This is a genomic window from Trueperella pyogenes, assembly GCF_001070855.1.
GTDB lineage: Bacteria > Actinomycetota > Actinomycetes > Actinomycetales > Actinomycetaceae > Pauljensenia > Pauljensenia pyogenes_A.
This window is the reverse complement of record NZ_JVLH01000014.1, coordinates 131,035-152,548: the sequence shown is the minus strand read 5'-3', so window position 1 is coordinate 152,548 and position 21,514 is coordinate 131,035. Positions and strand designations below refer to the sequence as shown.

Genomic DNA, 21,514 nt, shown 5'->3' with positions numbered 1-21,514 from the left:
TTTCTTAGTCGTATTGTCAGTCAGCAGGTGCAGGCGGCCGTATCCCACAGGCCGCGTTCACGCATCATGTCCAGCGCGCGATCCCCGATCGGATTCACGCCGCGACCAGCAGCCAAAGCATGTCCAACCAGTGCGTGCAGGCATTTGACGCGGGTCGGCATTCCGCCAGCAGAAACCCCATGAATTTCAGGAACATCAAGCTTCAACTGCGCGCCCAGTTCCTCGCGCGCTGCGATGTAGGCCTGATGAGCATGCTGATAGGCCGCACGCAGTTCCTCGTCTTCGGCAAGGTCCTGGTTGAATTCCTCCATCACCTTGGTTGCTTCCAAGGTCGAGCACGCACGGACAGCGCCGGGACTAGTCAGGTAGAAAGTCGTGGGGAAAGGCGTTCCGTCTTCAAGGCGAGGCGCGGTTGCCACGACTGTGGGTTTTCCACACACGCAGCGGGCTGCAATCCCGACAACGCCGCGCGGAACGCGTCCCAATTGTTCTTCAAGAACCTGAAGATCGGCGTCACTCGCCGGCGTAATGGCGCTCATCATTCCTCACCTTTCGAATAAACCCGGTTTATTTTACTCGATCACGGGCAAATGACGGCAGTAAGCCCAATGAAAAAAGACACGAAATGGGTTGCCACCTGCACAGTTGATACGGGATGAATATGCCCACTTTACGAGGCCGTCCGCCCAGTGCGAGCGCTGAAGAAAGAATTAGTTTCCTGACCCCTGCGAGCTTAGAGTTTGCGAGGCGCTACTACCCTGCTCCGTACCCGCCGTTTCGCTGGACTGTGGGGCCTGGCTGGGAGAGGTCGAAGAACTGCCTCCCGCAGTCTGAGCGGTTTGAATATTCCCCGTTGGGTGATCAGCCTCTTCAACGGTGAGCGAAAGAACCTGGATCCACGGGCGAGCCGGTCCAGCTTCACGCGCGGCAGCAACCTGAGCCTGATCCTGATAGTCCTTACCCGGATCAAGAACCGAATACTGAGTTTCTCCGGGTTTCACGTAGCCCAAACGCTCGCGCGCCTGAGAAGCAATGTATTGCGGATTCGACCAAAGTTGAAGCTGCTGACGTTTAGCTTCGTTATCAGCTTGCGTCTGTTGAACTTTGTTTTTGATCGCAGACAGTTCGCGTTCTTGGCTCCACAGCTGCATGAACGAAGGGACCAGAAGAAGGGCGAGAAGCGCACCCAACAGAAGAAGTCCCAAGATCCTCAGAGAGATCTCGATTCCACCAAAGGACAGGGAGGCAGGACGCTGCGCTGTTGCCACCGCAGAAGTACGCGTCCGGGTCGCTCGGTCCTCCTTCCTTCCGCCCTGCGGACGAGAAGAACCCGCTGAAGTTGAGGTTTGGGAGCCTGCGGCGGAAGAACGCAGAGGATTTCGACTTCCTTGCCGAGGCCGCCGTTGCGCATCGGGCTCAGAGACACTGCGCCGCCTGCGGGCGTTTGGAACGACCGGTCGTCCCTTTTTCGGTTTCTGAGCCATATCCCTATGGTGCCTTACATCGGTCGCTCGGGTCGACTCTAAAACTCGCGTGGTAGCAAATGAGGGGCGGATCGCAAAATGAAGGGTGGGTGACGATTTCTCGTCACCCACCCTTATTCACGCTTCTAGGAGCGTGTCAGTGCGTTCTTCTCAGAAGGAAGCGCGGGGGAAGGAGGAACGACCCGCGTACACTGCTGCATCGTCGAGATCCTCTTCGATGCGCAGGAGCTGGTTGTACTTCGCGACGCGCTCGGAACGAGCCGGAGCACCGGTCTTGATCTGGCCGGAGTTGGTGGCAACTGCGAGGTCAGCAATGGTGGTGTCCTCGGTCTCGCCGGAACGGTGAGAGGTCATGGAGCGGTAACCATTGCGGTGTGCCTCTTCCACGGCGTCCAGGGTCTCGGTCAGCGAACCGATCTGGTTCACCTTGACCAGCAGGGCGTTTGCTGCGTGCAGCTCGATGCCCTTGCGCAGACGCTCGGGGTTGGTGACGAAGAGGTCGTCGCCAACGAGCTGGACGCGGTTGCCGATTTCTGCGGTCAGTGCGGTCCATGCATCCCATTCGTCTTCTGACAACGGGTCTTCGATGGAGACCAGCGGGTAGTCGCGGATGAGCTTCTCGTAGTAGGAAACCATGTAGTCGGTCGAACGGCCTTCGCCTTCGAACTGGTACAGGCCGTCCTTGAAGAACTCAGAGGAAGCGACGTCCAGTGCGAGCGCAACATCGGTGCCGGGCTTGAAGCCGGCCTTCTCGATGGCCTCGATGATCAGGTCCAGCGCAGCGGCGTTGGAGGAGAGGTTCGGTGCGAAGCCGCCCTCGTCGCCCAGGCCGGTGGACAGACCGCGTTCCTTGATGACTGCCTTGAGGGTGTGGTAGACCTCGGCGCCCCAGCGGAGGGCTTCACGGAAGGTCGGTGCACCCAGAGGAGCAATCATGAACTCCTGAATGTCAACGTTGGTGTCCGCGTGAGAACCACCGTTGAGGATGTTCATCATGGGAACGGGGAGGATGTGAGCGTTGGGGCCACCCAGGTAACGGTACAGGGGCAGGCCTGCGGACTCAGCTGCAGCCTTTGCAACAGCAAGGGAGACACCGAGAATTGCATTGGCGCCGAGCTTGCCCTTGTTCGGGGTGCCGTCCAGCTCGATCATAATCTCGTCGATACGACGCTGATCGGATGCGTCTTCGTCAATGAGTTCGGGGGCGATGATCTCGTTCACGGCGTCAACGGCGTCTTGAACGCCCTTGCCCTGGTAACGACCCTTGTCGCCATCACGACGTTCAACGGCCTCGAATGCACCGGTGGATGCACCAGAGGGAACTGCTGCGCGCTCAAAGGTGCCGTCTTCAAGGACGACCTCAACCTCGACGGTGGGGTTACCGCGGGAATCAAGGATCTCGCGAGCTCCGATTGCTTCAATGCTTGCCACGTTAATTCTCCAATCGATTAACTACGTGACTACTGTCGTGTCTAACGCTAGTACATTCAGCCCCGCTGCATAACTGCTACGCGAGTGGGCCGTGACATTTTCTTCCTCACGTTTGGTCAGTTAGTGGCGCAATTTAGACATAGGTCCCCATAAATGCCGTATCGCCCACCCCGAAGGGTGGGCGATACATCACATTTCAGAAGTTCCGGTGCATGCTCATACACCGCAGGTGAGTCGGTCTTATTTTTGTCCGCCCTGCTGGTTCACTGAGCTGGAACGAACAACATCGCCAAAGACTCCCTGAGTCAGTTTGCGACTTTGAGTGTTGTAGGTGCCATAACGCGGGTTGATTTCGACCTTAGTCGAGGACATGATCTGTGAGACTTTATTGTTCAGTTCTTGCGACTTTTCGGTCGACAAGTCCATCGAGCGCAGCTTCTGCAGCGCCAAGGTGTCTTTGACAAGGGTCTTCAGGAAGGGCGTGGGATCTGCAATCGGAGTGCTTGTTCCACCGCGGTCCACCACGCGCTGTCCCATAATCTTGAACTGTTCGGCGATTTCTTCATCCGAAACAGTCACGCCGTTTTCTTCAGCGACTTGTCCCAGCGCGCGCGACGAGCTCAGTTCGGGGAGGAATTGGGCAGCGTCGACCTGTTGGCCATGAAGATCGCTGAGTTGCTGGCTTGAGAGGTCAAGTTCGGCCTCGCTCACGCTCCAGTCCCCGATGATTGCCGCGGTTCCCGGGTGTGCAGAACAGGCACCCAATCCCAGACCACATGCGACAAGGATCGCTGCCGCCTTCGATGCACGCGAGAGAGAAACCATGAAAACATCCTCCGAAATAACGCTCTGTATAGGTGTCAGTGTAGCGCTCTCATCAGCGCTTTGAAGCCACGGTCGGATTCAGAACCTTTGTCAGAAGGTTCTCGATCCATTCAAGCAAGGCGTGATCGGTCAAAGGTACTCCCCCAACCCGCGCCGTCATGGGGAGAGGAACCAAAAGTTGGCGAACCGCAGCTTTAACGACACAACCGGGGTACAAACGCTTCAGACGAAGCGCCTGAGATTCCTTCAATTCGATCGGGTGAATACGCAGGTACTTGCCCTGTGTGGCGACTTCGTCGATTCCGATCTGTCGAAGAAGAGCACGCAGGCGCGCAATTTCGAAGAGCAAGTCCACCTGAGGCGGAATGGGGCCATAGCGGTCTGTAATTTCATCGCGCAGGTCCTTTTCCTGCTCACTGTTTTCCACCGCGGCGATCTTGCCGTAGACCTCCAAACGCAAGCGTTCTGCGGAAATATAGCTTTCGGGAATATGCGCATCAACGGTCACGTCTAGGCGCAGGTCCTTCTTCTCTTCCTTGCGCTGCCCCTTGAAGGCCGCAACCGCATCGGCAACCATCCGGACGTACAGGTCAAAGCCCACGCCTTCGATGTGTCCAGATTGAGCGCCTCCCAGAAGGTTACCGGCGCCTCGGATCTCAAGATCACGCTGGGCAACGGCAAGACCGGCCCCCAGATCAGCGTTCTGGGCAATCGTTTGCAGCCTCTCGTGGGCGGTTTCTGAAAGCGGGCGATCCGAGGGATAGAAGAAGTACGCATAAGCGCGCTCACGGCCTCGGCCCACACGCCCACGCAACTGGTGCAATTGGGACAGACCAAAGGTATCCGCGCGGTCAACGATCAATGTATTCGCATTGGAAATATCCAGGCCGGTTTCCACGATGGTCGTACACACCAGCACGTCAAAATCGTGGTTCCAGAAATCAACGATGACGCTTTCCAACTGATGTTCGTTGAGCTTTCCGTGGGCCACTCTAATTCGCGCCTCGGGAACAAGCTCTTGGATATGTGCTGCAACCGAAGAAATCGAATCCACGCGGTTGTGGACGTAGAAAACCTGCCCATCGCGCAGGAGTTCCCTGCGAATCGCCGCACTGACCTGCGCATCGGTGTGGGCACCCACAAAGGTAAGGACGGGCTGTCGTTCTTCGGGAGGAGTCTGAAGAATCGACATTTCACGAATACCCGAAACCGCCATCTCCAAGGTTCTGGGAATAGGCGTTGCCGACATCGAGAGAACATCGACATCCGCACGCAGAGCCTTGAGCGTTTCCTTGTGTTCAACGCCAAAACGTTGTTCCTCATCAATGATGACCAGACCCAAGTCCTTGAAAGCAATGGCACCACTGAGCAGCGAGTGGGTACCAATCACCAGGTCCACTCCTCCCGAGGCCAATCCTTCCTTGACTTTCTCTGCTTCCTTCGGCGTTGAGAAGCGCGAGAGGGTGCCGATCGTCACTGGGAATCCCGCGTAGCGCTCCGCGAAGGTTTCCGCGTGCTGTTGAACCAGAAGGGTCGTTGGAACCAACAGTGCGACCTGCTTGCCGTCTTGAATCGCCTTAAAAGCCGCACGCACGGCGATTTCGGTCTTTCCGTAGCCAACATCGCCCGTTAGCAGACGGTCCATGGGCATCGGCTTTTCCATATCCGCCTTGACTTCGTCGATAGTGACCAGCTGATCGGGAGTCTCGACGTAGGGGAAGGAATCTTCCAATTCGCGTTGCCAGGGGGTATCTGGGCCGAAGGCATGACCCTTCGTCGCCTGACGGACGGCGTACAGGCGGATGAGCTCTTGCGCGATTTCTTTAACGGCCTTGCGCGCCTTAGCTTTTGTTTTCTCCCAGTCGGCACCGCCCATCTTGGTCAGTGCGGGCTGATCCGAGCCGGTGTATTTCGAGATTTGATCCAGGCTATCTGTGGGGATGAAGAGACGATCTCCGGGCTGGCCTCGTTTCGACGGTGCGTATTCCAAGACCAGGTAGTCCCTGGTCACCTGGCCCTCACCGCGTCCAACCGTGCGGGACACCAATTCGATGAAGCGCCCAATACCGTGCTGGTCGTGGACGATGTAGTCCCCCGGATGGAGGCTGAGAGGATCCACACCTTTGCGTCGCCTCGAGGGCATCTTGCGCATATCGCGAGTCGTTGCACCAACTCGCCCAGAAAGATCCGACTCAGAGATGATCGCCAGTTTTAGATCCGGCGCGACAAAGCCCTTCGTTCGTGGAGCTGCCACAACATCAAGAACCGATGAGTCCTGCGTGGGATCGATTTCTTGAACAATTCGACTTCCGATTCCCGCATCGGTCGCAATCGAATACAGACGCCGCGCTGGGCCTTCACCTTCTGCTGCAAGGATGAGCGTCCATCCGCTGCGAATAAGCGTTCGAATGTCCTCAAGTGCGCGAGTGTAGTCCCCTCGGTAGGGACGAACATCGCGCGCGCCAAGCGCCACCAAGGTATCCGAGACGATGACCGAGTGCGCTTCTTTTTTGAGCAGCGCCCCCGATGTGGCTTCGCTTTCCACCCCGTCCCCGAGGCCGTGGGAATTCTTGGCCATGGCCTCGGCAAGTTCAGCCGGGGGAAGTGCCGTCAGCTCCCACCACGGGCGTCCCTGCGCTCCCCAAATTTCCTCTAGCGGGATGAAGGAGGCATCACCCGCCTCGAGAGGGACCGCTCCCCCACCTGCTGCCTGTGACCATGCAGCAGAGAGAAATTCTTCGGTTGTCGCAACCAAGTCCGTGCCGCGAGCGCGAATACGTTCGGGATCGATGGCGACAAAGAGTCCACCCGCGGGGATCAAGTCAAGGAAGGAATCCATTCCACCGACAAGGATCGGTGCTAGGGATTCGAGGCCGGGGGCAGCGATTCCTTGAGAGGCAAGCTCGAGGATTTCTGCGGCGCCGGGCAGACGATCCATCTCAGTGCGAGCCTTTGCGCGAACTTGAGGCGTCAGCAGTAATTCGCGGCAGGCAACAGCCCATACACCCGAATCAACAACTCCCAATGTTCGTTGATCTGACAGAGAGAAGGCACGGATTTCATCGACCTCATCCCCCCACAATTCGATACGCAGGGGGTGTGCTTCCTGGGGCGGGAAAACATCAAGAATGCCACCGCGAACCGAGAATTGTCCGCGTTGCTCCACCATATCGACGCGCGTATAACCTAGGTTTTCAAGCTCCCGGGCAAGGTCGGGCAGATCGACAATATCTCCGGCTTTAACGCGTACGGGAGCGCGATCCGCGATCCCGTGAATGATGGGCTGCATGAGAGCGCGAACTGGGATGACGACGACATTCAGTGCCCCCGCATGTTCGTCTCCCGATTGCGGGTGGATCAGACGGCGTAAGACGGCAATTCTTTGCGCCATAGTGTCGACCTGTGGCGACAGGCGCTCGTGAGGCAGCGTTTCCCATGAGGGGAAAACCTCGACGTCTTCAACCCATGCGCGCAAGGCACTTGCGGTTTCTTCTGCTTCGCGTCCCGTAGGAACAACGACGTAAATTGTCTGATGACGGCGTTGAACCATTGAGGCGATCAGAGGAATGCGAGCACCCGCAGGCGCAACAACGCATCCTGATTCACCACGATCAATGGATTCAAGGACGCAATGAAGCGCCTCATCCTGAGCAAAGACGGGAAGAAGAGCGGAAAACTGTGGCACTTAGGCTCCCTGACGCGTGTGCAGGCGCTGCTGCGCCTCACTGAAACTGGTGGTCACAATATCTTCGACAACATCGGCGGCCTGGGCGATGGTGACGGCGAGGTCATCAAGCTCGCTGCCATTCATCCGCGCTAAGACGTAATCGGCTGGATTCATACGTCCCGGCGGACGTCCAATCCCGATACGAAGGCGGTTGTAGTCTTTTGTCCCCAGTACCTGGGAGATCGACTTCAAGCCGTTGTGCCCGCCTTCGCCACCACCTGTCTTCAAACGCAATGAGCCAGCGGGAAGGTCCAGATCATCGTGGACGACCAGAAGATGCGAGGGGTCAACATTCATGAACTTTGCAAGGCGCCCAATGGGGCCGCCGGAGGTGTTCATGTAGGAGTCACTGGTTGCCAGAATAACGCGGGGCCCCGGGATCCCTCCGGGGAGCATTCCCAGCCGAATATCCGCGCAGTGGGTTCCCGAGCGGTGCGAACTCAGCTGCACTCCCGCATTGTGGGCAAGAAGATCGATGAGCATATGGCCGACATTGTGACGGGTATTGGCGTACTGCGCGCCAGGGTTACCCAGGCCGACAACCATCCAGGGATCCGTTGAAGTCATAGAACGATTGTGCCACCCCCTTCCTGCATCTGCGTCCAGGAAAGAGCTGGCACACCTCGCTCATCCGTCAATTGCGCGGCATCAGAGTCTGCCGGCTGGCGCAGAAGGTACAGCAACAATGAATGCCGGCGCACCCAATCCGCGTTCGCTATAAGCCTGCGCGACCGCCTGCGCGGTTTCCTCTAGGCACTCGCGGTCAACAAGCGCAATTGCACTTCCACCAAAGCCGCCACCAGTCATCCGCGCTCCGTAGGCTCCTGCCGCTCGCGCAGCGTCAACGGCAACGTCGAGCTCTAGGCACGACACCTCGTAATCATCGCGCAGTGAGTCATGCGAATCATTCATAAGGGCGCCCACGACTTTGAGGCGGTCTCCCTCAAGCGGCCCTTCCTTCAGGAGCTCAATAAGGGCGCGGGTGCGCGCAATTTCAGAAACAACGTGACGCATACGCTTGATCAAGCGCTCATCACTCAAAGCTTGAGTGGCAGCCTCGAGGTCCTCGACGTCAACAAGCTGATCAACGCCCAACTGGCGTGCGGCCTCTTCACAATCGGCACGACGCTGACCATACTGTCCGTCCGCGAGTGAATGAGCAGCGCGGGTATCAATGACCAGTAAAGCAAGCCCCTGCGATTCCAGATCGAAAGGAATGTGCTCAACACTCATATCTCGACAATCCAGTGCCAGCGCATGTCCACTGAGGCAACGCAGTGAAGCAGTCTGATCCAGGCCGCCGGTGTTCGCGCCTGCGATCTGATTTTCTGCCATGCGAGCACACTCGACAAGTATTGTTCGACCGGCGTCATTGGGCTGGCTCACGTTTCCAGCGAGACCCAGCCCCTCGGCCTCGTCAATCGCAACAGCCATCGCGCACTCAAGCGCAGCCGAAGATGAAAGCCCGCCACCGCGGGGCACGCAAGAGTAGAGCGCGGCGTCGAAACCATGAAGCGGACCGTACCCCGATTTCTCAAGGGCCCAGGCAACGCCAGAAAGATACGCGGCCCAGCCGCTTACTTCGTCCTCGCAGCCGCGCGGAGCAATGCGGTCTAGGTCCAACTCATCCACGGCCTCGCGAGTCTGGGGCGACACCAGGCGCAACAAACGGTCTTCGCGGGGGGCATAGGCAATGAATGCCCGATGCGGCAGTGCGATTGGCAGACAGGGACCACCGTTGTAGTCAACGTGCTCACCAATGACGTTGACACGCCCGGGGGCAGACCAGACATCTTGGGGCTGGTAGCCAAAAGTTTCTTCAAAGAGCTGAGCAGCTAGTTCGCGTCCTTCTTCGGCGCTTAAAGCCGCTGACCATGACAGTTCCACGTGCACACTTCCTTGGGTGTTTCAAACTCGTACACTACCGACAAGCCTAGCCTATTCAGGCAGTTCTCTACGCAACGATCTTTGCCAGCTCAATGTGCCCCGAACCCCTGCATCCATGTACCATGAGCAGGTTCCTATTCCCCATTTCAGGTAGTTCAATGTATCTTCCACAGCGCTTACCGGGCCAAGAATGGCTGGGCGTTGTTGTTGCCCTGCCTGAACCATGGGTGAGCGTTCTTACCGATATCCGCGTGAGCCTTGGGGATGATCAGGGTACGAAAGTGCCCGCACACATTACAATCTTGCCGCCCACCGCAGTAGATATGGAACGGCGCGAAGAAGTGATCGAGCACCTTCGCAGCGTCGCTCAGCGCTACACACCTTTCCGCGTCACTCTGGGGGACACCGGCACTTTCCGTCCCGTTTCTCCCGTCGTTTACCTTTCCCTTGCCGAAGGTGAGCGCGAGTGCACGATGTTGGCCGAGGATATTCGCTCGGGCCCCTTGGATGCACCCGCACGCTTCCCCTATCACGCCCACGTGACCCTAGCGCAGGGCGTCCCTGACGCTCTCCTTGATCGCGCAATGAATTTGGGCCCCTGCGACGAGGCATCGTGGATGGTCCCCGGATTCCGCTTAGATCGCGTGGACGAGAACGGCGTCTACTCCTCCATGGCACTCTTCGATTTCGAGAGCGCCTGAGCACTTAGAGTTCGTAGCTCACCGACAGCGGGGCGTGGTCGCTCCACCGCTCCTCGTACGAGGCCGCGCGGCCGATTGAAAAAGACTGAGCCTTTGCAGCCAGCGCGGGTGTTGCGAACTGATAATCGATACGCCAACCGGTGTCATTGGTAAATGCCTGACCGCGCTGGGACCACCAGGTGTAGGGTCCCTGAACTTCTCCGGCAAGGTCGCGCATGACGTCATGCCACCCCGCATCAAGCCACTGATCCAGGAATGCGATTTCCTCATCGAGTACGCCCGCACGCTTATTGTGGTTCGAGGTCCAATTCTTAATATCGGACCTGGTGCGAACGATATTGAAATCTCCGGCCACAACGGTTCCCAAGACGTCCGTAGAACCCGCTTCGGCCTCGGAAAGAAGCTCCCCCATGCGCTGACCAATGCGCGGAAGGTGAGCCATCTTCGCATCCTGCTTGGGGGTGTCTTTTTCGCCCGAGTGGAAGTAGGCCGAAACTACACGGACGCGCCCCGCATTGGTTTCAACCACTGCTTCTAGCCAACGTCCCGAATCGACATCGGTTTCCTGATCGTCAAGGGAAAGGCGCGGTTCTCCACTGATATGAGCGCTATCCTTGCGCACTGCAACTGCAACGCCAGCGCGTCCCTTAATTCGGCAGGGAAGAATGATGCTTTCCCACGAATCGCCCAGCAGTTCAGTGGCGATTTCTTCATCCGCACGGACTTCTTGGAGAAGAAGAACATCACAGGGGTTGGCGTCGAGCCACTCCATCATGCCCTTGCGGTGTGCGGCGCGGATTCCGTTGACATTAACGCTGGTAACAGTGAAAGCCATGGACTTTAGTGTACTTGCTTGCGAATCAGCAGGCTGAGAGAGCAATCTTTGCCTTCAGTGAAATCGCAATGTCAAGGCACGCGGATCGACAGGCACTGGCCCGCGCATTTGGCGCAACTGACATTGTCGAAGAGCGCGGCGAAGAGGGCATCGCGCGCATCAAGGAAATGACCGGAGGCCTGGGCGCCGACGGCGTCGTCGAGGCGGTGGGTAACGAGGTCTCCTTCGACCAGGCTCTAGGCTGCGTGCGCCCCGGTGGCCATCTGTCATTCGTGGGCGTTCCCCACGGCGTTTCCCTGGATATGGGTCGCATGTTTGGTGCCGAGGTACACATGTTCGGCGGTCCCGCTGCCGTGCGCAAGTACCTGCCGACCATGATTGATCTAATCTACCGCGGTGAGATCAACCCGGGTGCTGTCTTCGATTTAGTCCTGCCGCTTGAGCAGGCCGCCGAAGGTTACGCCGCAATGGACGAGCGCCGCGCGACAAAGGTGATGTTGACGCTCTAATCACCGGCTCCGTCAACTCTCAGTGCCTTGTCTTCAGTCAAGACAGGGCACTATGCTTACTTCATGCGTTCTTCACTCACTCCTTCTCCCCAAGACGAACATCTGGCGGCTCCGTGTGTACCCGGGGTGAAAGACGATCCCTGTGCAGAGTCACTGAACACCATTGACGGACGCACTGAATCCACAACGCATACCCACGGTCACGATCATTCGCACGGACATGTTGCTTCTCGTAAAAGGCTTGCAATTGCGCTGGCAATTACAGCGACGATTTTCATCACAGAACTTGTTGCCGCTTTCTTCACGTCTTCTTTGTCTCTTGCGGCCGATGCCGGACATATGGCGGTTGATTCTGCCGGGCTCGTCATCGCTTTTATCGCGACAACGCTTGCTTTGCGTCCCCGCGATAACCGGCGGACATGGGGATGGGCACGTTCAGAAGTTCTTGCCGCAGCCTTCCAAGCTGGCATGTTGGTCATCATCAGTCTTTTGGTTGCGGTTGAAGGCATTCAGCGCTTGCTCTCCCCCGTTGAGGTCCATGCAACACCCATGCTGTGGGTTGGAATTTTAGGTTTGGTGGCGAACGCGCTCTCACTCTTGGTCCTGATCGGTGGACGCCACGCTTCGCTCAATATGCGCGCTGCCATTCTTGAAGTGGCCAATGATGCCTTGGGGTCCCTGGCGGTCATCATTGCTGCAATCGTTGAATTGATCGGCGGATGGAATCGCGCAGATGCCGTGGCCTCGATCTTCATCGCACTGCTTATGGCTCCGCGAGCCTGCATGCTACTACTTCGCACTCTGCGAATTTTGATGGAGGAAGTGCCCGAGGAAATCGATCTTGCACAGGTCCGCCAGCACATGCTCTCGATTCCCTTGGTCGAGGAGGTCCATGACCTTCACGTGAGCTCAGTGGCTTCGAACCTCATCACCGTCACCGCACATATTGAGGTTGCCGAGGCCGTCACCGCCAGCCAACGAGACCAGATCATTCACTCACTGAACGAATGCGCGATGCACCATTTCCCCGTTGAAATCGCGCACTCAACCTTCCAGGTCGAATCAATCTCTCACGCACAACACGAGCATCTTCAGCACTAAAACCTTTTCGGCTCTACGCCCTCCACTTCTCCCAAGCTGCTCAGGGACAGACACCCACACGGCACTGTGCGCGCATAAGCGAGGGCCGCAGCCACTGCCTCGGCAATGACCACGGCCCCCAGACGCGAACTTAGTTCAATGTCAGCGGTTCGCGCGATAGAACTCGATGAGCGAACGAGTTGAGGAATCCTGTTGGTCCAAGACCGCCTGATCGCCCTCGATCGCGGGAAGAATCTGCTTGGCCAAAACCTTACCCAGCTCAACGCCCCACTGATCGAAGGAATCCAGTCCCCAGACCGCACCCTCGACGAAGGTGATGTGCTCATAGAGCGCAATGAGCTGTCCCAAAACCGAAGGGGTCAGCGCGGGCGCCATAATCGAGGTCGTCGGACGGTTGCCGGTGAAGACACGGGCAGAAACCAGTTCCTCGGCAGTACCTTCAGCGCGAACCTCTTCTGCGGTCTTACCGAAAGCCAAGGCCTTGGTCTGAGCGAAGAAGTTCGACAAGAACAGCTCGTGCATATCCGCATCAGCGTCGCGAATCGGCCACGAAGGCTGTGCGAAGGCAATGAAATCTGCGGGAACCATGCGGGTTCCTTGATGAATCAGCTGGTAGAAAGCGTGCTGACCATTCGTTCCGGGCTCACCCCAGAAGACCTCGCCGGTGTCATAGAAGACCGGGCTTCCATCGCGGCGCACGGACTTGCCATTTGACTCCATGGTGAGCTGCTGCAGGTATGCGGGGAAACGGTGCAGGTACTGCGAGTACGGGAGCACCGCGTGGGTGTCGGCACCCAAGAAGTTTGAATACCAGACATTGAGCAGGCCCATGATGAGCGGGACATTATCCTTGGGCGCTGCCGAAGCGAAATGCTGATCGATCGTGCGCATGCCTCCAAGGAATTCCTCGAAGTGCTCAGGGCCAATCGCGATTGCCAGAGAGGTTCCAATCGCGGAATCTACCGAGTAACGGCCGCCAACCCAGTTCCAGAAACCGAAGGCGTTTGCCGGATCGATACCGAATTCTGCGACCTTGTCCAGCGCGGTCGAGACAGCAACGAAATGCTTGGAGATCGCTTCCTTTTCTTGTTCGGGGTCATCGCCGATGACTCCCTTTTCACGCAGCGACTTCAAGAACCAATCGCGAACCGCATGGGCGTTGGTGATGGTCTCCAAAGTGGTGAAGGTCTTTGAAGCGACGATCACCAGAGTGGTTTCGGGGTCCAGATCCTTGGTGGTCTCTCCCACGTCGGTCGGGTCGATATTGGAAATGAAGCGGCATTCCAGACCCTCTTGGACGTAGGGCTTCAAGGCTTCGTAAGCCATGACGGGTCCAAGATCCGAGCCGCCAATACCTACGTTGACAACGGTTGCGACGCGCTTTCCGGTGACGCCTACCCAATCTCCGCTGCGCACACGATTGGCGAAGGAGTAGACGCGATCTAGAACCTCGCGGACATCTGCAACGACGTTGCGTCCCTCGACGATCAGTTCCTCACCGGGAGCGCGACGCAGCGCAGTGTGGAGGACCGAACGGTTCTCAGTGACATTGATGCGGTCACCGCGAAGCATGGCATCACGAAGGGGGAAGACCTCGGTCTGATCTGCCAGTTCAAGAAGCTGATTGAGAGTCTCTTCATTAATCAGGTTCTTGGACAAATCGATGTACAGGTCCCCGACTTTCTTCGTCCACTTCTGGGCGCGCTCTGGGTCTTGCTGGAACCAGCTACGCAGATCGGGGTTGAACACTTCTGCATGCTCATCCAGTGCTGCCCAAGCGGGGGTTGTCGTCGGGTCAATTGCGCTCATCGTGCTTTCTCCTGATGATCGACGGTCACGGGAATTTCCCGCTTAGTGATTAAAGCTCTCTGCTTGCATGATAGTCACCGGCTCAAGCTCTCGCGGCTGGGACTGCATGGACACTGCGGTCAGAATCGGGCGAAGATCACGCCACCACTGATCGAAGGGACGACGATTCGCCATGTCCAAATCATCAAACATTCGGTCTACCGGACGGACTTGGATTGTATTCCCCACGTCACCGATGTAGACAGCCTGCGAACGTCCCTGCGAGAACTGGCTGTCCAATTCACCCAGAGCGGCAAAGACTAGGCGAGTCGCAAGCAGACGGTCATAAGGACTGGGAGCACCGCCCTGCTGGAGGTGTCCAAGCGCAGAGGAACGGACGTCATAGAGCCCGTCACTTTCAGCCTCGAAAACGTTCGCAAGGAACTCACGGTTGTAATGCGCGTCCGCTTCCTCGTTGACAACAACAAGGAATAGACGGCGACCGGCCTCGAAAGTTTCACGCAGGCGGTGCGCATCCTCATCAATCTCTGCCAGGGTCGTGTTTTCCTCATTCAAATAGGCGTATTCGGCGCCCGAGGCGATTCCTGACATGAGCGTGAGGTAGCCGCAGCGTCGCCCCATGAGTTCTGCGACGAAGCAGCGCTTGGAGGCAGCCGCGCTTTCCTTAATACGATCCAATGCCCACACAGCATTATTCAGTGCGGTATCGGTCCCAATCGCCAGTTCAGCGCCGGGAAGGTTATTGTCGATCGAGGCTGGAATCAGAACGATGGGAATACGGAAAGCCGGGTAGCGATCGAGCTCCGAGGTCATTTCCTTGACGGCCAGGTATGCATTAAGACCACCGACCACCAAGAGGGCGTCAATTTCATTGCGTTCGATTGCGCGCCCCAAGGCGTAGTACTCGTTCACTGTGGGAACGGGGCGGCGCGTTCCGAGCTCAGCACCACCGTGGAATGCCCATCCTTCAACGTCATCCCACGTCAGCTCGCGAACCTGATTATCGGCAAGTCCCGCCCAAGAGCCATCGATTCCAAGCATCGTCCAGCCCTTAGCGATACCAAGCCTGACGGCAGCGCGCGCAGCAGTATTCATGCCGGGGGCAAGACCGCCTGCGTGGATGATGGCAACGCGCTTAGCGGATCCGCTGGGGGGATTCTCTGCCAGCGTCGGAGGCGTCGACAGGAGCTGGTTAATTCCGACCATCACGGTGAAGGAACGTCCACGAGCCGCCTGCGCGGCTGCAAAGTCCCCAGCTTTAATGAGGTCCTTGACGCCTCGAGTCTGATGGACCGCTTCCATGAGCGGAATTCGGGTCACCCGATTGTGGCGGACACCCAGAATTGTCGCTACATCGGGATCAGCAGGGTTCAAGATCTCTTGGACTGCGGCAAAGCCCAAGAGTGTCGACATCCAGCGGTCATACGCGGAAGGAACACCGCCTCGTTGAACGTGACCGAGGATGGTGATTCGCGCATCCTCTCCGGTACGTTCTTTGAAGGCATCAGCGATGTCTTGAGAAGAAATGGGGTTACCAGCGCGGTCAGTCGCGCCTTCAGCAACGATGATGATGGATTCGCGTCGTCCTGCAGCACGCCCTTCTTTCAGGCGCTCGACCATTTCATCTTCCCAGCCATCACGTGCCGGATCCTCGGGAGTGAAGACATAGTCAGCACCGCCGGCTACCGCTGACATGAGCGGTAGATACCCGCAGTGGCGTCCCATAACTTCGACAACAAAGGTGCGCTGATGCGAGGCTGCAGTCGAAGAAATCTGGTCGATGGCGTCAACGATGCGATGAAGCGCGCTATCCGCCCCGATCGTCATATCGGTACCGACCATGTCGTTATCGATGGAGCCAACCAAGCCGACAATATAGAGGCGCTGATGCAGCTGCGCTTGCTGCGTAGAGATAGCCCCTTCATCGACCAGCTCGCTGAGGTGTTGGGCCCATTCCGTACGGAATTCTTCCGTACCGGACAGCGAGCCGTCACCGCCGATGACGACCAGGCGGTCGATTCCCTTTTCAATCAGGTGCAAGGCTGCCGCGTGACGGCCTTCGTATTCACGAAATTCGGGGCAGCGAGCGGTCCCAATAACGGTTCCGCCCTCTGCAAGGATTCCCGAGGCGTCCGACCAGCTCATTTCGCGAATGCAAGCTTCGCCTTTAACCGCTCCCGCCCAGCCGTCAAGGATTGCGTAAGGCTGCGCGCCACGTGCCAGCGCGGTGCGGACAACCGCACGAACCGCAGCATTCATTCCTTGGGCATCACCACCGGAGGTGAGGACGCCAATCTTTACGGGCTCGGACGCGCTTGTGACACTCACTTGCTCCACGAGTCGTGCTCCATTTCCACAGTGATCATCGGTGAACAACTTCTTTAAGTCTATTGCTTAACGCACGCAGTTGCATCCACCCTAGATCCCGGGTGAAAAAACGTTCAGGAACGCGGGCTTTCAGTGATTGTCGCACCGTTCAAGGCCGCAGATTCTGCAAGTTCTTCCGGGCTAACAACGCCCTCGACCGAAACCTTGTGCAGGTAGGCCATACCGTCAAAGGCAAGCTCACGCGTGTGCTCTGAATCGCCTTCGGGCCCCAACTTGCCGCCGGTTAGACGGTCCATGATGATCGCGATCGCACCGTCACCCGTCACGTTCGTTGCGGTTCCGAAGGAGTCAAGCGCAATGTAGGTGGCAATCATCAGAGCAACTGCAGAATCATCGAAGCCCAGCATCGACTGCAAGATACCGGTAGCTGCCATAATTGCACCGCCGGGGACACCCGGAGCAGCCACCATAGTGACGCCGAGCATGAAGATGAATCCGACCCACTGAGCGGTGGTAACCGTCATACCCTGGGTGTAGACGATCGCAAAAGCGAAAGCGAAAATCTTCGAGGTTGAACCCGCCAAGTGAATCGTTGCGCACAGAGGAATGGTGAAAGAGGAAACAGCATCGGACACGCCATTCTTACGGGTCTGTCGCAAGGTGACAGGAATCGTCGCTGCCGAAGAGGAAGTTCCCAATGCGGTCAGGTACGCCGGAAGCATGGTGAAGATCGCCTTAAAGGGGTTGACGCGGCCAACCGCACCGGCAACAAAGTACTGCGTGAGCAGAATGACTACTTCCAGAATCAGAACAATGACAACCACGCGAATCAGGGTTCGCATGATGTGAACCGCTTCTCCGGTGTAGGTGAGGTTCAAGAAGATACCGAAGATGTGCAGGGGCAGAAGAGGAACGATGATGTTCTCGATCAAGCGGGTGATGATCGCGCGGAACTCAATAAAGCCCTTTCGCAGAACGCCCCGGGGCACCAAGGACAGCCCAATTCCAATGACGAAGGACAGCAAGAGTGCGGTCATCACACCAACGACCGGAGGCATTTCGATGGTGAAGTAGGTCTTGAGGACTTCCTTCGGGGTTTCTACCTGAGTCAGCTGCCCAACAAGAACCTTCGGGAAGAAGTAGGCACACACTGCGTAGGTGAGGAAGCCCGCAAACATGGTCGAGGCGTAGGCGAGAGCCGCAGTCAGACCCAGCCAGTGGCCTGCACCCTTACCCAGGTCAGCAATTGCCGGGGTCACCAGACCAATGATGATGAGCGGAATTGAGAAGGACAGGAACTGCCCAAAAATAGTAGAGAAAGTTACGAAAACATCGCCCAGTGCCGACGGCATAATGTGGGAATCACCAATGGTGACAGAACCCAGAACCAATGCCAGAACGATCGCTACCAGCACCCAGATCAGGATGCCGCTCTGTTCAAGAAACTTTCTCATTGCTCAAACCTCGTATAAAGAAGTACGGACTTGGCAAGAGTGACAGCTTTCGCCTAAGAAGTCACCATCGACCACATTATGGACACTTTGTCTACCGGGTCACATTCACCCGAGCCCCAGCGTTGCAGTGTAGGGCGAGAAGTACCAAATCACGGCTCCAAGCAGGACATACAATCCAACATCCGCCCAGCGTCGTCTTGAGGCAAACCAGGGACGTCCAGGCCACACTGCGCGCATCACCGCCATGATGAACATCGTCACAACCAGGACCAGAACAGCTTTATGCGGGTGGTTAAAGACCGCAAGAAGGGTGATCAGCATGCATGCAAGGACAACGAAGGCAACGCTCACTAAGGTAGCGACTCCGCCTGTCGATCCCGAGGACTGATCTTCCATGTCTTCAGGGTATCGCGAAAGCAGACATAAGCGCGACGCACTCAAACGAGCGGACTACGATAGACCCGTCGGCTCACTTGATTGTTAACCAATCCAGCCAAAAATACATACCGATATAAAGGAGTAGACGTGAGCACCCGTTTTATCGTCATTGCCGCCCAGGCAGAAGCCGCCTCACAGGTCAGTGACGACTTCGCAGCGCTTGTCCCCGCTTCAACGCTGGCACGGGTGAGCGCCGCCGGCACCTCCACTTCCGAGGCCATCACCTCCGACCCCGAGCAAGCCCTCCCCCGCGTCGTGGAAGATATCCGCAGCCACGCAGAAGATACTGTCCTGATCGACGCACTCCCCGAAGGCTCCGTCTCGACTTTCGACACCTTGGGATGGAACCTCGACGTGGCAGCATCAACCAACGCTCGCGTCATCGCAGCTTTCGATACCGAAGGCGCCTCCCCTGAACTTATTGAACGTGAGATCGAGGTTCTTGAGCGTCGCGCGCGCCAGCACGCAAGCCGCGTCGCAGCGGTTGCTCTTCCCTCAGCAGTCGCCTCGCACGTCAAGACTCAACTTCCCATCCTTGAACTGCCTTTCAATGCACAAACTCTGGAAGCGGCCTCGGCACTGGAAGCTCCACAGGTTGTTACTCCCCTTTCCTTCCAGGCAGATCTGATTGATCGCGCACGTTCCAACCGCAAGCGCATCGTCTTGCCTGAACCCGAAGACGATCGTGTCCTGCGCGCCGCAGCCATCGTTCTTGAACGCGGAATTGCGGATCTGGTACTGCTCGGTGATGCTCAGGCGATCAACTCACGCGCTGCAGAGCTTGGCTTGGATGTCTCGGCAGCAACCGTTGTTTCCGTCGACGACCCCGCATACGCGGAGCGCTACGCGGAAGAATTCGCACGCCTGCGCGCCAAGAAGGGCGTGACCATCGAACAGGCTCGCGACAAGGTTCGCGATGTCTCCTACTTCGGCACGATGATGGTCCACATGGGCGACGCCGACGGCATGGTGTCTGGTGCAATTCACACCACCGCTCACACCATCGTCCCTTCCTTCCAGATCATTAAGACCGCTCCCGGTGTCTCGATCGTTTCTTCAGTCTTCCTCATGCTGCTGAAGGATCGCGTGTGGGCATTCGGCGACTGCGCCGTTAACCCCAACCCCAACCCCGAGCAGCTGGCAGATATCGCGATTTCCTCGGCCGCGACTGCACGTCAGTTCGGCCTCGATCCGAAGGTCGCAATGCTTTCCTACTCGACCGGCACCTCTGGCTCCGGCGTGGATGTGGATGCAGTTGTCGAGGCCACTCGCTTGGCTCACGAAAAGGCTCCCGAGCTGGCCCTCGAGGGACCGATCCAGTTTGACGCTTCCGTTGACGAGGCCGTCGCCTCGGTCAAGCTGCCCGACTCCCCCGTTGCCGGCCACGCAAACGTCTTCATCTTCCCCTCGCTCAACGCTGGAAATATTGGATACAAGGCCGTTCAGCGTTCTTCCGGAGCCGTTGCGATTGGCCCGGTTCTGCAGGGACTCAACAAGCCCGTGAACGACCTCTCACGCGGCGCTTTGGTTGAAGACATCGTCAACACTGTCGCCCTCACTGCCGTTCAGGCGCAGGGCTGAGAATTCTCGGGGGTGTGGGGACAATCCCACACCCCCGAATTCCGTCTCCATCACTTCCACGCGTAAACTGCACTCATCAGACCACTCATCCATGCGTGACATTGCGCCGCACACCGCGGCCTCGCAGGTGATTCTTAGAAAGGCACGTCGTGACCGACACCGTTCTTGTTATTAACTCTGGTTCTTCCTCTATCAAGTATCAGCTCATCAACCCCGACAACGGCGATGCGATCGCCAAGGGCTTGGTTGAGCGCATCGGCGAATCCGAGGGCCACATCCAGCACAAGTACGGCGAGAAGGTCGTCGATGTGAACGAGCCCATTGCCGATCATGAAGTTGGCATGCGCGAAGTTCTGCGCCTCTTCGATGAGGTCGGCCCTTCTCTTGCCGAGGCCAACATCGTGGCCGTTGGTCACCGCATCGTTCAGGGCGGTAAGTACTTCGACGGTCCGGCTCTGATCACCGACGAAGTTCGTGACCTGATTAATGACCTATGCGCGCTGGCTCCCCTGCACAACCCCGCGCACCTCAAGGGCATCGATGTTGCTCGCGAGCTCATGCCCGACACTCCTCACGTCGCGGTTTTCGACACCGCTTTCTTCCAGCGTTTGCCTGAGGACACCGCAACCTACGCGTTGAAGCAGGAAGTTGCCGAGAAGTATTCAGTTCGTCGTTACGGCGCTCACGGAACTTCTCACCAGTACGTTTCTGAAAAGGTCGCCTCCCTGCTGGGCGATAACGCCCTACGTCAGATCGTTCTGCACCTGGGTAATGGCGCATCCGTCTCCGCCGTTAAGGCTGGCCGTCCAATCGATACCTCCATGGGCTTGACCCCGCTCGAGGGCTTGGTCATGGGAACCCGCACCGGCGACATCGACCCCGCCGTCGTTTTCCACCTGCAGCGTCAGACCGGCTGGAGCGCCGACGAGGTCGATGACCTCTTTAACAAGCAGTCGGGCTTGAAGGGTTTGACCGGTGAGAATGACATGCGCGCAGTCCGTAACATGGTTGATTCTGAGGACCCCGAGGTTGCACGCCGTGCGCGCCTGGCCCTGGACATCTACGTCACCCGCATCATCAAGTACATCGGCTCCTACACCGCTGAGCTCGGTGGTCTGGATGTCATTACCTTCACCGCTGGCATTGGCGAAAACGATGCTGATCTGCGCCGCGAGGTTTGCGAGCGTCTGCTCCCCTTTGGTGTGCGTATTGACAACGAGATCAACAACCAGCGTTTCTCTGCCCCCACAACCATTTCGACCGATGATTCCTCGATCACCGTCATGGTTGTTCCCACCAACGAGGAGCTGGCAATCGCACGTCAGGCTCTGACGCTGATCTGAGTCTAGACGCGACTTTTCATCGCAATTCGAGGCCGGGGCTGCCATGTGCACCCCGGCCTCG

General features: G+C 57.6%; 16 protein-coding genes and 1 pseudogene. 5 read left to right on the top strand and 12 right to left on the bottom strand.

Annotated features, from left to right (window positions below; all coding sequences use genetic code 11):
• Positions 1-20 precede the first annotated feature (20 nt).
• The 7 genes from ADG72_RS07700 to galK form a co-directional block, all read right to left on the bottom strand.
• On the bottom strand, positions 21-542 hold the full coding sequence (locus ADG72_RS07700; protein WP_048714103.1) for a DUF501 domain-containing protein: 522 nt from the start codon (positions 540-542) through the stop codon (positions 21-23).
• Positions 543-710: 168 nt separating this feature from the next.
• Entirely contained in the window at positions 711-1,484 is a 774-nt protein-coding gene (locus ADG72_RS07695) for an FtsB family cell division protein (RefSeq protein ID WP_080978675.1), read from the bottom strand.
• A 150-nt stretch (positions 1,485-1,634) separates the two neighbouring features.
• Positions 1,635-2,915 carry a phosphopyruvate hydratase gene (gene eno, locus ADG72_RS07690; protein ID WP_009408921.1) on the bottom strand — a complete coding sequence of 427 codons (1,281 nt, stop codon included), beginning with the start codon at positions 2,913-2,915 and terminating at the stop codon, positions 1,635-1,637.
• A gap of 240 nt (positions 2,916-3,155) precedes the next feature.
• Entirely contained in the window at positions 3,156-3,740 is a 585-nt protein-coding gene (locus ADG72_RS07685) for a hypothetical protein (protein WP_048714097.1), read from the bottom strand.
• Positions 3,741-3,792: 52 nt separating this feature from the next.
• Positions 3,793-7,425: a transcription-repair coupling factor gene (gene mfd, locus ADG72_RS07680; protein WP_048714094.1), complete on the bottom strand. Its 3,633-nt coding sequence runs from the start codon at positions 7,423-7,425 to the stop codon at positions 3,793-3,795.
• Entirely contained in the window at positions 7,426-8,034 is a 609-nt protein-coding gene (gene pth, locus ADG72_RS07675; RefSeq protein WP_048714091.1) for an aminoacyl-tRNA hydrolase, read from the bottom strand.
• Positions 8,035-8,115: 81 nt separating this feature from the next.
• Complete coding sequence (galK, locus tag ADG72_RS07670; RefSeq protein ID WP_048714088.1) at positions 8,116-9,354, bottom strand: galactokinase; 1,239 nt, start codon at positions 9,352-9,354, stop codon at positions 8,116-8,118.
• Positions 9,355-9,512: 158 nt separating this feature from the next.
• Here galK and ADG72_RS07665 point away from each other — a divergent pair, with 158 nt between their 5' ends.
• Positions 9,513-10,055, top strand: a complete 543-nt coding sequence (locus ADG72_RS07665; protein ID WP_048714085.1) for a 2'-5' RNA ligase family protein — start codon at positions 9,513-9,515, stop codon at positions 10,053-10,055.
• Between the two features lie 4 nt (positions 10,056-10,059).
• On the opposite strand, the gene ADG72_RS07660 is transcribed toward ADG72_RS07665, so the two are convergent.
• Positions 10,060-10,890 (bottom strand): exodeoxyribonuclease III, encoded by an 831-nt coding sequence (locus tag ADG72_RS07660; RefSeq protein WP_048714082.1) that lies wholly within the window; start codon positions 10,888-10,890, stop codon positions 10,060-10,062.
• 56 nt (positions 10,891-10,946) lie between these two features.
• Here ADG72_RS07660 and ADG72_RS07655 point away from each other — a divergent pair.
• Positions 10,947-11,399 (top strand): annotated as a pseudogene (locus ADG72_RS07655) (zinc-binding dehydrogenase); the annotation flags it as partial.
• A gap of 63 nt (positions 11,400-11,462) precedes the next feature.
• Entirely contained in the window at positions 11,463-12,500 is a 1,038-nt protein-coding gene (locus tag ADG72_RS07650) for a cation diffusion facilitator family transporter (protein WP_048714078.1), read from the top strand.
• A gap of 141 nt (positions 12,501-12,641) precedes the next feature.
• On the opposite strand, the gene pgi is transcribed toward ADG72_RS07650, so the two are convergent.
• The 4 genes from pgi to ADG72_RS07630 all read right to left on the bottom strand — a co-directional run bounded on the left by pgi (position 12,642) and on the right by ADG72_RS07630 (position 18,487).
• Positions 12,642-14,309: a glucose-6-phosphate isomerase gene (gene pgi, locus ADG72_RS07645; RefSeq protein WP_048714075.1), complete on the bottom strand. Its 1,668-nt coding sequence runs from the start codon at positions 14,307-14,309 to the stop codon at positions 12,642-12,644.
• 42 nt (positions 14,310-14,351) lie between these two features.
• On the bottom strand, positions 14,352-16,646 hold the full coding sequence (locus tag ADG72_RS07640) for a 6-phosphofructokinase (RefSeq protein WP_048714072.1): 2,295 nt from the start codon (positions 16,644-16,646) through the stop codon (positions 14,352-14,354).
• 104 nt (positions 16,647-16,750) lie between these two features.
• Positions 16,751-18,091 (bottom strand): dicarboxylate/amino acid:cation symporter, encoded by a 1,341-nt coding sequence (locus ADG72_RS07635; protein ID WP_048714070.1) that lies wholly within the window; start codon positions 18,089-18,091, stop codon positions 16,751-16,753.
• Between the two features lie 105 nt (positions 18,092-18,196).
• Positions 18,197-18,487, bottom strand: a complete 291-nt coding sequence (locus ADG72_RS07630; protein ID WP_048714067.1) for a DUF3017 domain-containing protein — start codon at positions 18,485-18,487, stop codon at positions 18,197-18,199.
• Between the two features lie 129 nt (positions 18,488-18,616).
• Between ADG72_RS07630 and pta the strand changes: the two genes are divergently transcribed.
• Together pta and ADG72_RS07620 are read left to right on the top strand one after the other, a co-directional pair.
• Entirely contained in the window at positions 18,617-20,110 is a 1,494-nt protein-coding gene (pta, locus tag ADG72_RS07625; protein ID WP_048714064.1) for a phosphate acetyltransferase, read from the top strand.
• A gap of 149 nt (positions 20,111-20,259) precedes the next feature.
• Positions 20,260-21,453, top strand: a complete 1,194-nt coding sequence (locus ADG72_RS07620; RefSeq protein WP_048714059.1) for an acetate/propionate family kinase — start codon at positions 20,260-20,262, stop codon at positions 21,451-21,453.
• The last annotated feature ends 61 nt before the right edge of the window (positions 21,454-21,514 follow it).

What these genes read in the sequence shown, in the direction of transcription:
- ADG72_RS07635 (WP_048714070.1), bottom strand. Translation starts at nt 18,091, where the DNA reads ATGAGAAAGTTTCTTGAACAGAGCGGCATCCTGATCTGGGTGCTGGTA.
- ADG72_RS07685 (WP_048714097.1), bottom strand. Translation starts at nt 3,740, where the DNA reads ATGGTTTCTCTCTCGCGTGCATCGAAGGCGGCAGCGATCCTTGTCGCA.
- ADG72_RS07695 (WP_080978675.1), bottom strand. Translation starts at nt 1,484, where the DNA reads ATGGCTCAGAAACCGAAAAAGGGACGACCGGTCGTTCCAAACGCCCGC.
- ADG72_RS07650 (WP_048714078.1), top strand. Translation starts at nt 11,463, where the DNA reads ATGCGTTCTTCACTCACTCCTTCTCCCCAAGACGAACATCTGGCGGCT.
- ADG72_RS07665 (WP_048714085.1), top strand. Translation starts at nt 9,513, where the DNA reads ATGTATCTTCCACAGCGCTTACCGGGCCAAGAATGGCTGGGCGTTGTT.
- ADG72_RS07660 (WP_048714082.1), bottom strand. Translation starts at nt 10,890, where the DNA reads ATGGCTTTCACTGTTACCAGCGTTAATGTCAACGGAATCCGCGCCGCA.
- ADG72_RS07630 (WP_048714067.1), bottom strand. Translation starts at nt 18,487, where the DNA reads ATGGAAGATCAGTCCTCGGGATCGACAGGCGGAGTCGCTACCTTAGTG.
- ADG72_RS07700 (WP_048714103.1), bottom strand. Translation starts at nt 542, where the DNA reads ATGATGAGCGCCATTACGCCGGCGAGTGACGCCGATCTTCAGGTTCTT.
- pth (WP_048714091.1), bottom strand. Translation starts at nt 8,034, where the DNA reads ATGACTTCAACGGATCCCTGGATGGTTGTCGGCCTGGGTAACCCTGGC.
- pgi (WP_048714075.1), bottom strand. Translation starts at nt 14,309, where the DNA reads ATGAGCGCAATTGACCCGACGACAACCCCCGCTTGGGCAGCACTGGAT.